Source organism: Methylophaga sp. UBA3192 (assembly GCA_002363955.1).
Classification (GTDB): domain Bacteria; phylum Pseudomonadota; class Gammaproteobacteria; order Nitrosococcales; family Methylophagaceae; genus Methylophaga.
The window spans coordinates 45,654-59,742 of sequence record DEXE01000007.1; the positions used below are offsets into that span (position 1 = coordinate 45,654).

Here is a 14,089-nt window from a genome sequence, read left to right on the forward strand (position 1 = left end):
GATGAACATGACACAGATTTCTGAACGTCCAGCTGTTTTCCACAATGTGCTTTATCATCTGAGCACCGTTTATGGTGAGCTTGAAGACGCTGAAAGGCTATCTTCTCTGGCCAAAGAATTATTGGACATCATGCAAGTCAGTCCTGAAGCGCAGTCTCCGGAACCCTACCAGAATAAATGGCACGCCACTGATATTGCCATGATTACTTACGGTAACAGCGTTCTGCAAAAAGACGAAGTACCTTTGCAGACACTTAAACGCTTTTTAGACGATTATTTTGTTGACTGTATTAACACAGTACACATTCTGCCCTTTTTTCCTTACTGCAGCGACGATGGTTTTGCAGTTAAAGATTTTTTTCAGGTCAATGCGGAATTAGGTGACTGGTCAGACATTAATGCCATTGCTAAAGATTATCGACTGATGGCCGATCTGGTGATTAATCATGGTTCAAGTAGTAGCCAATGGTTTCAGAATTTTATTGCCGGCCAGGGTGAAGGTCATGATTTTTTTTATACCTGTGAGGCAGATACGCCAACTGCTCTTGTGGTACGCCCGCGAATCACACCACTGCTTCGTGAAACAGAAACGGCTCATGGTGTTAAGCATGTTTGGTGTACCTTCAGCCATGAACAGGTCGATTTTGACTTTCGGAATATCGAAGTACTCAAAACCTTTGTCAAAATAATTCGGTTTTATCTGGATCAGGGAATACGCCTGTTTCGCCTGGATGCTGTGGCGTTTTTATGGAAACAGGCTGGCACCAATTGTCTGAACCTGCCGCAAACACATGAACTAATCAGGTTATTGCGTTTATTGATTGAGCAGGCACAAAACGATGCGGTAATCATTACCGAAACCAATATTCCGAATCGGGAAAATCTCAGTTATTTTGGTAACGCCAATGAAGCCCATTGGATCTATAACTTTTCGTTACCCCCGTTATTACTCAACACCTTAATAACTGGTAAATGTTTTTATTTGCGCCAGTGGCTTATGAGTATGCCACCCGCGCAAAATGGTACTGCCTATTTTAACTTTATTGCCTCACATGACGGTATTGGCCTGCGGCCTGCCGAAGGTCTGTTAACGGATAGTGAAATTGCCGCTCTGATCTCTACCATGCAGGGTTTTGGTGGTGAAATTTCCTGGCGTGCCGCTGAAAACAGTATTAAAAAACCCTATGAAATCAATATTGCGCTATTCGATGCGTTGCAGGGAACACTAAAAGGTCCCGATCAGTGGCAACAGGCCCGGTTTATCTGTGCCCATGCAATTATGCTGGCACTCGAAGGTATACCGGGAATTTATATTCATAGTCTGTTAGCCTCCGGCAATGATTACCAACGGCTGGAGAAACATCAGCATAATCGCGCAATTAATCGTCATCAATGGGATGATACGGCCATTCGGGCAGCACTTGAACATCCCGACAATAATCATTCACGGATTTATCAGAAACTCACTGCACTGATTAAGCTTCGCATGCAACAACCGGCTTTTCATCCCAATGCTACGCAATATACTTTGCAACTTGGCGATGCTTTATTTGGCTTCTGGAGACAAAGTATTGATCGTCGCCAAAGCATATTCTGTATATTTAATATCAGTGATAAATCACAAACACTGCGTATTGCCGATCTCAACCTGGTCGCTACTGACAATTGGCATGATCTAGTCAGTAGTGCTGCTATCGACTCCTGGCAAAGTGAAATTCAGCTCTCTCCATACCAATGTGTGTGGTTGAGTAATCGCTGATTTCCACCGCAATAAACCACAAGGATCAATATTCATGACAGTAAAAGCTTCAATCCGTAAATGTCTTTTCCCGGTCGCCGGGTATGGCACCCGTTTTCTACCAGCCACCAAGGCAATGCCAAAAGAGATGTTGCCAATTGTTAATAAACCTTTGATCCAATATGGAGTTGAAGAAGCCATGGAGGCTGGATTGCATAGCATGGGCTTTATTACCGGACGCGGAAAGCGGGCTATTGCCGATCACTTTGACACCAGTTTTGAATTGGAACATCAGATTTACGGAACCAGCAAGGAATCTCATCTTGACGACATTCGCAATGTAATGGATTCCTGTGATTTTATCTTTATGCGTCAGCGCGCCATGCTGGGACTGGGTCACGCCATCCTCACAGGTGAGCCGATAATAGGCGATGAAGCTTTTGCGGTATTGCTGGCAGACGATTTATGCGCGACACCTGAATCCGGTGGCAAACGTGCATTAGGCCAGTTAGTCGATCTTTATCAGAAACATCAATGCAGCATCGTGGCAATAGAAGAAGTTCCAGCCGACGCAACCGGTAGCTATGGTGTGATATCCGGTGATGAAATTGAACCCGATATTTATCGCATTACCGATATGGTTGAAAAGCCTAAACCGAAAGATGCGCCCAGTAATCTGGCCATTATCGGGCGTTACGTTTTGACGCCCGATATTTTTGATTACCTGCGTAATACTCCCCCAGGTGCCAATGGCGAAGTACAGATTACCGATGCCATACGGGCAATGGCTCAGGAAAAACCGGTACTGGCAGTCAAGTTTAAAGGACATCGTTTTGATTGCGGCAGTATCGCGGGTTATGTCGAAGCAACCAATTATTACTATACTCAACAGTATGGTTAAGCCTGCCAGGTAAAAACCGGCTGTTAAGTTTCACGCAACCGCTATTCAGGGATAAGTTCGCAACTGCCCCACCACTACCCCCTGGATACTGAGTCGTTTAGCATCAATCTTCACAGGTTCAAACGCTTCATTTGCCGGCATTAAGGTAATGGTGCCATCTTTATTGACCAGCATGGTTTTAAGGGTGGCATCATAACCATCAACCAGTGCCACAATCATGTCACCATGCCTTGCCTGTCTTGTTGATTCTACAACCACATAATCACCCGACATGATGCCTTTGCCAATCATGGATTCACCACTGATTTTCAAGACATAACGACCTTTCCCTTTGAACATACTACCAAGGTCAATTTCAGACTCATCGGCTACGGCCTCGATCAAACGTCCGGCCGCGATTTTTCCCATCATCGGAAAAACCAGTGATTGCTCTGAAAACACCTGCTCATTCAACTTCAACCCTCGCGTTCTGCCTGTCAGCCGTTCCAGATAGCCACCATCAATCAAAGCCTGAATATATCTGTGAGCGGTACCCTGTGAACTGATACCCAGCCCCTCGGCAATTTCAGTGACTAAAGGTGCTTCACCATTTTCATTAATGTATTGGCGAATAAAGTTGAGCGTGTCTTGTTGTCTTTTAGTTAGCATACTTTTCACCTGACATGAGAATATAACGAGAAGAGAAAATATAGAGAATTTTTACTGCATACACAAGAAATATTTTTATTTCTTTTGCATCACCGGCCATATCATTGAAATCATGGAAGAAGCATTGTTTTTGACTGGCATAATCAATTTGCAGATGGTATCTTTATTAGTCGAAAATGATTGGTGTATGAGGCAAAAATGTTAAAAAAGATTGATGAATTTTTGATGCAGAAGTTTCCACATATCATTCTGCTATTCACCGTTTTCTGGTTGGGTTTGGTCGCAATCGGATGGTATTTATCGTAGTTCAGAATTAGCTTTAAATGGCCTGCCATCAAGGATAAACCTAATGGCTATGATTTGATCCAGATCAATGCCTTCTGGGTGATACAGCTTGATAATTGATAACGGATAGACGAAATATCTAACCGTTATTAAGGAGTTTTATCATGCACAAACTTGAAGAATGGCTAATGGAACATTTCATCGAATTTATAATAGTTATGTCGCTCGCCTGCATAGGGCTTGTAGCTTTCGGTTTATTGATGGCCTGAACATTTTAAGGGTCAGATCTCGTTAAACTGGTCTGATTTTGATGGTGCTTTAGGGTCATTTCCAAGGCAGTTGTTGGGCCAAATAAAGAATCCCTACAGTAGTGGCTATGAAACATAGCAGACACTGATGTCCTGAAGTTGGATCTGAATTCATATTCCTTGAGGAATAGAACATAAGATTCTTTCAGGACATTTGTTTTTTATAATTCAGTTTCAGCGGTTTAAAGCAGCAAACAGTCGGATATCGTTTCCCTGCTAAATAGAAAACCCAGCCTCTGCATATTTATGTCATTGGGGCGTTTGCGTAAAGCCTTCTTACTACACATTTAAATTGCCAAACCTGACTGTTTTACCGGCGGAAACATGTCCAGAATGACCATTAATAATGCCGCAAAATAACGTTCATTCAGCATTGCCACTCTGTCAGAAACTTCATGTTCTCTCGGCGCAATATGATAGGTAATAACCGCTCGTAATTTACGATACAAAGAGTTATCTTCGTTTTCTAAAATTTGTATTCAAGCTTGCCCCCAGCGCCTCCAAACTTTTTGTTGATCAAAACAGCCATTTCAGCACATCATTACTAGATGAGTGAACTAACCGAAAATTATAACCAACCAATCAGAAACGTTTTTTTTGTATCGGATCGTACCGGTTTAACGGCAGAATCTTATGGAAAGTGCTTATTAGCGCAATTTCCTGAAATTGAGTTCGAAACAATTACACTGGCTTTTGTCGATACCAAAGAAAAAGCAGAAGATGCTCGCGAACAAATTAACGCGCTGTGTACAGAATCTGATCTACCGCCTCTGGTTTTCAGCACCTTAGTGAATAACGAAGCCCAACAGATTATCGAAGATTGTGATGGCTTTGTAATCAGCCTGTTTCATCAGTTTATCGGTTCTATGGAAGAGTTTCTTCAGGTGCAATCTTCTCAGAAACAAGGTGTTTCACGAATTTCGATCAGTGATACCACCTATCAAAAACGTCTGGATGCGATTGACTATGCACTGACTCATGATGACGGCATTCGCCCGGATCAATATGAAGAATCTGATATCATTTTAGTGGGTGTTTCACGTTGCGGTAAAACGCCTACCAGCTTATATTTAGCCATGAACTTTTCCCTTAAAGTGGCTAACTATCCGTTGACCGCGGAAGATTTGGAAGCAGAAGAACTGCCGGAGTATCTGAAAATTCATCGGCATAAACTTGCCGGTTTGACCATTAAACCTGTACCCCTGAGTCGTATTCGCCGCCAACGTCGCCCTGACAGTAATTACTCCTCATTGGAAATCTGTCAGCGAGAACTAGATAAAGCAATGAGTATGTTTGAGAAAGTTGATATTCCGGTATTTGATACTACGAATACCTCTATTGAAGAAATATCCAGCCGTGTTGTTCGCTCCATGGGGCTTGCGCGTGAGCGCATCCGCGAATCAACCATTACATTTAATAAAACTAAAAATTTAAGGTAGTTGCCATGACCGAATATGTAATTCCACTCGATAAGTTGTGCATGAATGATGTCGGGAGAGTTGGTGGAAAAAATGCGTCTTTAGGCGAAATGTTGCAGAATTTAGCACCTTTGGGCGTCGCCGTACCAAGCGGTTTTGCAACCACAGCGGATGCCTACAGAGAGTTTTTAAAACATGACGGGCTACAAGACCAGATAAACGATTTATTACGTGAACTGGATGTGGACAATGTCGTGGCGCTGCAAAAAGCGGGCAAAACCATCCGTGATTGGATCATGACCATTCCCTATCCGGAAAAAATGGAAGCCGCGATTGATGAGGCTTATCACAAATTAGTTCAAGAATATGGTACGTCAACCAGCTGGGCTGTTCGTTCATCTGCAACTGCAGAAGATTTACCGGATGCATCATTTGCCGGTCAACAGGAAACCTTTCTCAATGTTTCCGGTTTAGACAATATCAAGTTTGCCATCAGAGAAGTGTTTGCGTCGCTATTCAACGATCGGGCAATTGCCTATCGCGATCATCAGGGCTTTGAGCACAGTGAAGTAGCTTTATCTGCTGGTATTCAAAAGATGGTGCGTTCTGACATCGCTTCTGCCGGTGTCGCGTTTACGTTGGATACAGAAAGTGGTTTTCGTGATGTCGTCTTTATCACCGGTAGTTACGGCCTTGGTGAAATGGTCGTGCAAGGTGCGGTAAATCCCGATGAGTTTTATGTTCATAAAACAACCTTGGCGGCTGAACGCCCGGCGGTATTACGCAGAACACTCGGTCAGAAAGCGCTGAAAATGATTTATTCCGGAGACGATAAATCACCCGTTAAAACCGTCGATGTAGACCCCGAAGAACGATTACACTTTTGTCTGAATGATGAAGAAATTGAGTCATTGGCCCGCATGGCGATGGTTATCGAAAAGCATTATCAAAGACCAATGGATATTGAGTGGGCCAAAGATGGCAATGATGGTCAGATTTATATTGTCCAGGCACGTCCCGAAACTGTTGAAAGCCGCAGTGTAAATGTCACTGAACAATTCATCCTGAAAGACAAAGGTGAGTTATTAGCAAGAGGTCGCGCGATTGGCAGAAAAATAGGCCGCGGCCGGGTCCGGATTTTGAGCAGCCTGGATCAAATGGATCAATTTGAAGCCGGTGACGTTTTATTAACTGACATGACCGATCCTGATTGGGAACCGATCATGAAAAAAGCAGCCGCGATTATAACCAATCGTGGTGGACGTACCTGTCATGCAGCCATTATTGCGCGTGAATTAGGTATTCCGGCAGTCGTTGGTTGTGGCGATGCCACTGAAAAAGTCGCTGAAGGCATTTCGGCAACGGTTTCCTGTTCTGAAGGCGATGAAGGTTATATTTACCAGGGACTTCTGGAATTTGAACACCGTGTTCAGTCATTGGATCAAATGCCCGAATTACCCGTCAAAATCATGATGAATGTGGGTAATCCGGATCGTGCCATGAGTTTCTCACAACTGCCTAACGATGGTGTTGGTTTGGCCCGGCTGGAATTCATTATCAATAACACTATCGGCATTCACCCTAAAGCCTTAATGGCCGCAGATAAAATGGATGCTGAAGTACAACAGATAATTAAAGAAAGAACCACCGCCTACGGTGATCCGGTTGAGTTTTATATCAGTCGTATCACTGAGGGCGTTTCGACCATTGCTGCAGCATTTCATCCATCTAAAGTGATTGTACGTATGTCCGATTTTAAATCGAATGAATATGGCAATCTGATTGGTGGCGCGCAATTTGAACCTCACGAAGAAAACCCGATGATTGGTTTTCGTGGTGCGGCACGCTACAGCTCGCCTGAATTCGAAGCTTGCTTTGAACTGGAATGTGAAGCAATCAAACGTGTCCGTGATGTAATGGGCTTAACCAACGTCGAAATCATGATTCCTTTTGTTCGTACATTAACTGAAGCTGAAGCTGTTATTAAGATTCTGAAAAAGAACGGACTGGAACGTGGTAAAAATGGTCTGCGTGTGATCATGATGTGTGAATTACCTTCAAACGCAGTACTTGCCGATCAGTTCCTTGAATTCTTTGATGGATTTTCCATCGGTTCTAACGATATGACACAGCTGACACTTGGCCTGGATCGTGATTCAGCACAAATTGCTAAAGCGTTTGATGAACGCGATCCAGCCGTTTTGGCAATGTTGGATATGGCGATTAAAGCTTGTCACAAAGCCGATAAATATATCGGTATATGTGGTCAGGGTCCTTCAGATCATCCTGATTTGGCAGAATGGCTGCTTGAGCGAGGTATCAGCAGTATTTCATTAAACCCGGATACTGTCGTCAGTACCTGGCAGGCATTAGCCAAACAGTAAGATTTGCACTACAAATACTATGAGCCCTGCGGGGCTCTTAGTGTTATGTGTTCGTTCAGCGTTTTTCCGGCAATACGTTTAGGTAAAATTCAGTCAAGCAATAGATTCATTGAGGCTTGATTGTAAACCACCCCATTGATAAGTATTTCAAAGGTGTGCCGGCCACTGTAATACTGTCTGGTAGTGAGTTTTAAAAATCCATGTGACTTACTCAGACGAATACTTTCTCTTGCCAGTAACTCGATATTTTTCCATTTATATACTTTTGCAGTGGTCGTACCGTTGGCTTTAACGTGCCATACACGATAGTCCACGACCAATACCTGGGTTTGATCTGCTGCAGAATGTATTTCGGCCTGCAGAACCAGCGATTCCCCCAGTTTTAGCTGTTGCTCAGTGAGAACTAAATCAACCTGGACTCGAGGCTTCTGAGTGAATCCCAGTAATGGAAATACTGCGGGCTCCCCCGCTTTAATAAGACTGCGGAGACCATGACGAATAATCCAGCGGCGTTGGGCTGTTGAATCGTTTAACCAATCACCACAAAGCTCAATAACCTGTTGGGGATGATCTTTACTGATATCGTTCAGATTGTTGGCGACCGATTTTTGTACATAGCGACTATGATCATCTTTGAGATAATTAAGTACCGTAAATATTGGCTGGGGATTTAGTTTCAAGGCTGTTAAATGCCCTCCCCAGGGCAATCTTGGTCGCATTCCCTCGGAAGCCAGTCTTCGGACATGCTCATCAGCATCCTGGCTCCATTGCAGCAGGTGATGATAGGTTAACTCAAAATGCTGGTCGATATAGGGCCTGATAGCAAATTCAGCGGTAAACAGTCGAGTCAAATGACTTAATAAATCCAATGCCGTTTCAGGCTGATGCAATCCTTGTTTGCCAGCATAGTCGATTAATGGCCATGCCATAAAACTGTACCAGCCCTTATTAATATTTTTATCTGGCCAGTTGTCAGCAAGCTGTTTGAGCCATTTAGCCGTGTCTGAATAATCCTCAATTAATAATTCCGTTAATACCGTGCTCAGGTGGCTGACTCGGCTTTTAAGCGGCTTAGCTTCCAGATCATCAGTCGACTTTTGTATAAACTCATCTGCCGGAAAAGACGGCTTATATTGTTTGATTAACCGGGCTAGTATTTCGATGGATCCGGCATTGATATGATCTTTCAATAAAGGTGCTGCATTGGTTTCAGCCGGCATATCAGACTTTTCCATATGTATTACTCGCATATTTCAGACATAAAAAAACCGTGGTATAAAACCACGGTTTTTTATTTTACGGTATTTACGAGAGGTTTAAGCTTGTTGTAATTTTGCTCTTCTACGCAGAGCTATAAAGCCCATTAAACCAGAACCGAATAACCATACTGCTGCAGGTAAAGGCACTGCAGATGGCATTGAAGTAAATTGGCCAAGCAATTTAACTGTTTTGTCTTTACCTTCTTTCAGGAAGATTTCATCCACCAGTTTAATACCATGTTTGGTATGAATCCCAAAGCCGGTCAATTCAAAGAAATAATCTGTGCCTTCGTGACTTAAAAACTTCGTCGGTACAGAATTCAGGAAAGTGATGCTGTCACCTTCAGGATTCACTGTATTATCAAGTGAAAATCCATAGGTAAAGGTTTCAGAAAATAAAGACGGACTACTGAAATCAAGAGTCAGTGCTAAATCAACACTTTCAGCTTGAGTGCCAGAATAAATGATACCGTTATTGAAGTTTAGATATCCCGCAACAAAAGTCTGATTAACCTCAGTATTAAAACCAGTATTGTAATAAGTTAACGAACTTGGGTCTGAATATTGAGCAACCTTATCTTTCGTGTTGTAACAGAAAAAACCGTGACAAACCTTGTTATATTCGTAAGTATAGTGAGTCAGAGCACCTTCGCCCCATGTAAAATGGTCAGTACCAACACCTGAAGTAACCATACCGGAAGGACCAGTAGGATTTTCAAAAGTGCCTGAAGTACTGCCCTGGAATGTAGCGGCATTAGCGGTTAATGAAACAGCTAAAAGTGAAACAAAAAGTAGCAAATTTTTCATAAAATTTCCTTTTCAGAAAAAAAGCAACCCGGCTGTCTTTTCATTAAGACCCGTGGTTTTCCGTCTCTTGGTTCACACCAAGGTTGGCACTCTGTATTAATATTATTGCGGCTCATACTTTGAGCAACGGTGCCTATATTAGAGAAAAAAAACCTGAAAACCATTGTACCTTGGTACTATCAGTCACTTTTTCGCGTACTTAGTCACATTCTGAGATATTTTTAAAGGTTTATTCACCCGAATCTTTTATTCATTTTTTGAATAAAGCTATGGATTCAACATGACTGGTATGTGGAAACATATCCATGATGCCTGTTTGCATGAGCGTGTAACCATATTGATTGACTAACTCTCCGGCATCACGAGCCAACGTTGCCGGATTGCAGGATACGTAAACAATAGTTTCGGCCCCCAGATCAGCAATTTGACCAAGAACTTCTAAAGCGCCACTCCTGGGCGGGTCCAGTAATACTTTGGTGAACCCGGCTGTTGCCCATGGATAGTCTTTAAGTTGGGTGACAGTCAGATCAGCCATTTCAAATTCAGCATTATCCAAACCATTGAGTTGCGCATTACGTTGAGCATGCGCCACCAGCGATTTATCACCTTCGACCCCAACCACACTGCTGACACGCTTAGCCAGAGGTAGTGTAAAGTTGCCTAATCCACAAAATAGATCCAGAACCCGATCTGTTTCCTGCAAATCCAGTAATTCAATCGCCTTGGCAATCATTTTATGGTTGATACCGGCATTTACCTGGGTAAAGTCGCCCGGTGCAAATTCCAGTCTGAGCCCTTCTTCAGGAGCATAGTGCAATTGTGGTGCTTCCGGCCATAACGGGCTGACGGTATCCGGCCCACCCGGTTGTTGATATATCCATAAATCATGTTGCTGACCATAGTGGATTAATTTCTGTATATCGGTTTCGCACAATGGATCCAGATTACGGAATACCAGTGCAGTGTTGGCATCATCCATTGCAACTTCGATTTGGGCAATACGGTTGTAGGCTTCCAGTCCGGCAATCATTTTGCCTAGTTCTTCCAGACGTAAACCCACCCGAGGGTCGAGGACTTCGCATTGAGATAGTTCAGCCAGATATGGTGATCCCTTTTCGCGGAAACCAACCAGAACTTTTTCTTTTTTTGTCACATATCGAACACCCAGACGGGCTTTTCGCCGATAGCCCCATAATGGCCCAGTTAAGGGAGCCAACCACTGCTCAGGAGTAAGCTGACCAAAATGCGAAAGTTGCTCCTTTAAGGTATCTTGTTTCAAGCTTAATTGGGCTTGTGGAGACATGTGCATCAGACTGCAGCCACCACACACACCAAAATGCCGGCATTTAGCTTCAACGCGATCCACGGAAGCATTTTCGACAGAAATCACTCTGGCCTCATCGTATTTTTTATGCAGCCGGGTATAGAGAAAAGACACGTTCTCACCAGCTAGTGCACCATCAACAAAAACCGTTTTGCCTTCAATTCTGGCAATGCCACGACCATCATGTGAAAGACTCTCGATATTTGCCTGGACAGCTTCAGTAGGTAGCCGTTTTCTTTGATTACGTCGTGCCATTTGTTCAAACCTGTTTAAATTGGATAGTCATAAAAAAAGTCCGGTTATGCCGTGGCACAACCGGACTTTCCAGTGATGAGATTATTATTTTTGCTTCCAACTGCCACCTTGTTGGAACCACCAGCCTTTAGCTGCGTTACTTATCCAGCGTCTGGCAAAGGTTTCCTGGATATCTGATTCCCATTCAGGATGACCATTGGCGCGGGCAATTTCAGCATATAACGCTTTGCGATCCTGATTCTCTTCTGCAATCAGTGTATTAACAGTATTGCGATCTTTAAGCGGCACGGCTGAAGCTTCTCGTAAGGTAATCAAACCGTTACTGGTTAAGCCAATTGCTCCGGTTTGATAAAACGGATGTAAGCGCTCATGACGTTGTTTCATTTTCGCCTGTAAGGCATTAATGGCCGGCGAATTAATATTGATATTAGCTTCTGCATGGGCAGGTGACACCATCCAGTTCAATACTTTTAACGCAACAGGAGTATTGTGGTTTACTTCACTGGTCTCCTTCTCCTCAGGCGCACTCGGTTGCGGTTGGGTTTCCCGTCCCCATACATCTTCAATAATTCTGTCTGCGGCTTTTTCAGCGGCAGCAGCAGGGAAATAAATATTGATGGTGACGCAGGAAATCAGCATCAAGCCCGCTGTAGTGCCCATTAACCATTTAAATAAACGCATTAGACTTTCCTTTATTGAATGACCGGTCCGTCGCTCTGACTGACCGCTTTTAATCTGGCAATTAATTCCGGCCAATCCACCTCCCGGGTGTAGCCGACTACATTAATCCATGGAGGCAGACCGCCACCTTTGACAATATAGTAACCCTGCTCGGTTGCTTCGATACCATCCATTTGACAGACCGAATTCATCAACCGACAACTTAGACCAATTTTCTGATAGGAAAAATCTTCAAACAAGCCCATAAAGCCCCGCGATAAAATCGCACTCGGACCACCACCTATCTGCGAAATATTATTCACTGCACGCTGACTGATTCGGCGGCGCCCAGGATCCTTGTCCGGCGTCATAAATACCGCATCAAATTGCACGGGTTGCCAGTTGGATAAGCGAAGATTATGTATTCGCCCGTTAATTTTGCCGCTTATATTACCAAAATCAAAGGTACTGGTGAGTGTCTGTAAGTCCAGACGGTTTATATCAATATTCGCATAAAGCTGAGGCAGGCTTCCAAACGGCTGTTGTAAACGAAGATCTTTTATTACCGTTGTGCCATCAAATAACTTCAATAACAGCGCCCCATCCACACTGATGATCTCGTCAGCATAACTGACTTTTGGAATCATACCGGATAATTTTCCCTGCAGTTCAGGCCAGCCCAGCAAACGGCTTAGCTGATCCATCGAAACCGGACTTAATAAGCCCTGAAACTGCCAGCGTGTTCCCTGTTCTTCTGCCAGACTTAATTGAAAATTATTCAGTGTTAATTCACCGTCCAGAATTGGTAATAACAAACTGTCGGTAAACTGAATCTGATTCTGACTGACTTCTGCCTGCAATGTTGAGCCGCCCAAAGGCATCGATAAAACTGATGCGGATTGCCAGCTTAATATGACCGGCAATACCGCCGTTTGGTTGGTCCAGGCCATTTGCCCTCCGAGCCTGTCAATGCTGAATCGCCCAGCCTCATCTGCCAAACTGACTGACTGCAGATCCACTATGAATTGATACTGCTCATTGTCCCATTGGATATCGGCATCAAGTTGCCCGCTTGCCTGCAAGTGACTCAGCGAGGATCCCGGAATAAACGGCTGCAGCCAGTCTTTATACAATATGCTTATGTCACTGCTATTCAGATCCATTTTCAGGTGTTGTAATTGCGTATTTTGCCCCTGCAATTGTCCCGCTGCCTGAACAGATTCTCCGTGTTCAAACCGCAGCTTTTGTATCTGCCAACGTTGTTCGTTGAAAGAAAGTTGCCCCTCACTGCTTAGCATGACGGGCTGTTCAGCCAAATCTAAAAATATGGGTTCAAAATAGGCCTGCCCATCATCGACAGTCAGGGTTTGTTCCCAGCGCCAGCTTCCCGACTCGGCTTGCAGTTCCAGCGTGAGCTGCGCGTCTACTGTTTCTGCTACATAACGTCCACTGGGGTCAGAAAATCCGACATTACTTAGTGCGCCGGTAACCGAAGCTGATGTCAGATTTTGCTGCTGGCCTTTTAGTTTAGCCTCAATATCGGCGATGACATTAACATTCCATTGTGAAAACAGATTAAGCTGTTGCTGGTTAATATAGGGGCTGACAACACGCATCAGGCTCGCCAGTGCAAGTTGCTGTCCGGTTAGCTCAGCTTGCCAGTCGCCTTGTTGATAACTGGCCTGAATGGATAATTGGCCTTGCTCAATCCGAATGTTTTTAAGTGAAAGCTGATAATTGTCTTCTTCGACCTGGGATTGAACGCTAAACGATAATTTTTGACTGCCCCATTGTGCATGAGTGAAGTCGACTTGACCGGCCTGACAGTCAATTTGTCCGGATACCCAGCGTAGCGTGTCACAATGAAGTCTGACATCTGATAATCGGCCAAAAGGTTCAGCTAACTGAACACCGTTGGCAGTGGCGCTAATAACCAACCCCGTGGTTTTTAAATCAATTTCCACTTGCAAACCACTGATATCAACCTGTTCGCTTGACCAGTTACCAATCTGGATTGATACCTGTTCTATTGCACAGACCGATGTGGCTGCTACGAGTAACAAAACCGTTAAAAACAGGGTCAGTTTATTTTTCATGGGCGC

General features: G+C 43.9%; 11 protein-coding genes and 1 riboswitch. Of the genes, 4 read left to right on the forward strand and 7 right to left on the reverse strand.

Annotated features, from left to right (window positions below; translation table 11 throughout):
- Positions 1-7: 7 nt before the first annotated feature.
- Together B2337_RS11170 and galU are read left to right on the forward strand one after the other, a co-directional pair.
- Positions 8-1,759, forward strand: a complete 1,752-nt coding sequence (locus tag B2337_RS11170) for a sugar phosphorylase (RefSeq protein ID WP_292414800.1) — start codon at positions 8-10, stop codon at positions 1,757-1,759.
- A gap of 34 nt (positions 1,760-1,793) precedes the next feature.
- Positions 1,794-2,639, forward strand: a complete 846-nt coding sequence (gene galU, locus B2337_RS11175; RefSeq protein ID WP_292414801.1) for a UTP--glucose-1-phosphate uridylyltransferase GalU — start codon at positions 1,794-1,796, stop codon at positions 2,637-2,639.
- A gap of 45 nt (positions 2,640-2,684) precedes the next feature.
- On the opposite strand, the gene lexA is transcribed toward galU, so the two are convergent.
- Positions 2,685-3,287: a transcriptional repressor LexA gene (lexA, locus tag B2337_RS11180; protein ID WP_292414802.1), complete on the reverse strand. Its 603-nt coding sequence runs from the start codon at positions 3,285-3,287 to the stop codon at positions 2,685-2,687.
- 880 nt (positions 3,288-4,167) lie between these two features.
- Positions 4,168-4,329 (reverse strand): hypothetical protein, encoded by a 162-nt coding sequence (locus tag B2337_RS11185; RefSeq protein WP_292414803.1) that lies wholly within the window; start codon positions 4,327-4,329, stop codon positions 4,168-4,170.
- A gap of 99 nt (positions 4,330-4,428) precedes the next feature.
- Between B2337_RS11185 and B2337_RS11190 the strand changes: the two genes are divergently transcribed.
- Both B2337_RS11190 and ppsA read left to right on the forward strand, forming a co-directional pair.
- Complete coding sequence (locus tag B2337_RS11190; protein ID WP_292361741.1) at positions 4,429-5,319, forward strand: pyruvate, water dikinase regulatory protein; 891 nt, start codon at positions 4,429-4,431, stop codon at positions 5,317-5,319.
- 5 nt (positions 5,320-5,324) lie between these two features.
- Positions 5,325-7,682 carry a phosphoenolpyruvate synthase gene (ppsA, locus tag B2337_RS11195; protein WP_292361740.1) on the forward strand — a complete coding sequence of 786 codons (2,358 nt, stop codon included), beginning with the start codon at positions 5,325-5,327 and terminating at the stop codon, positions 7,680-7,682.
- Positions 7,683-7,771: 89 nt separating this feature from the next.
- On the opposite strand, the gene B2337_RS11200 is transcribed toward ppsA, so the two are convergent.
- The 5 genes from B2337_RS11200 to B2337_RS11220 all read right to left on the reverse strand — a co-directional run bounded on the left by B2337_RS11200 (position 7,772) and on the right by B2337_RS11220 (position 14,083).
- On the reverse strand, positions 7,772-8,917 hold the full coding sequence (locus B2337_RS11200) for a DNA alkylation repair protein (protein WP_292361739.1): 1,146 nt from the start codon (positions 8,915-8,917) through the stop codon (positions 7,772-7,774).
- Between the two features lie 81 nt (positions 8,918-8,998).
- Positions 8,999-9,748, reverse strand: a complete 750-nt coding sequence (locus B2337_RS11205) for a choice-of-anchor K domain-containing protein (RefSeq protein ID WP_292361738.1) — start codon at positions 9,746-9,748, stop codon at positions 8,999-9,001.
- 19 nt (positions 9,749-9,767) lie between these two features.
- Positions 9,768-9,846, reverse strand: a riboswitch (cyclic di-GMP riboswitch).
- Positions 9,847-9,998: 152 nt separating this feature from the next.
- Positions 9,999-11,327 carry a 23S rRNA (uracil(1939)-C(5))-methyltransferase RlmD gene (gene rlmD / locus B2337_RS11210; RefSeq protein WP_292414804.1) on the reverse strand — a complete coding sequence of 443 codons (1,329 nt, stop codon included), beginning with the start codon at positions 11,325-11,327 and terminating at the stop codon, positions 9,999-10,001.
- 84 nt (positions 11,328-11,411) lie between these two features.
- Complete coding sequence (locus tag B2337_RS11215) at positions 11,412-12,008, reverse strand: YdbL family protein (RefSeq protein ID WP_292414805.1); 597 nt, start codon at positions 12,006-12,008, stop codon at positions 11,412-11,414.
- A gap of 11 nt (positions 12,009-12,019) precedes the next feature.
- Positions 12,020-14,083 (reverse strand): hypothetical protein, encoded by a 2,064-nt coding sequence (locus B2337_RS11220; protein WP_292414806.1) that lies wholly within the window; start codon positions 14,081-14,083, stop codon positions 12,020-12,022.
- Positions 14,084-14,089: the final 6 nt, after the last annotated feature.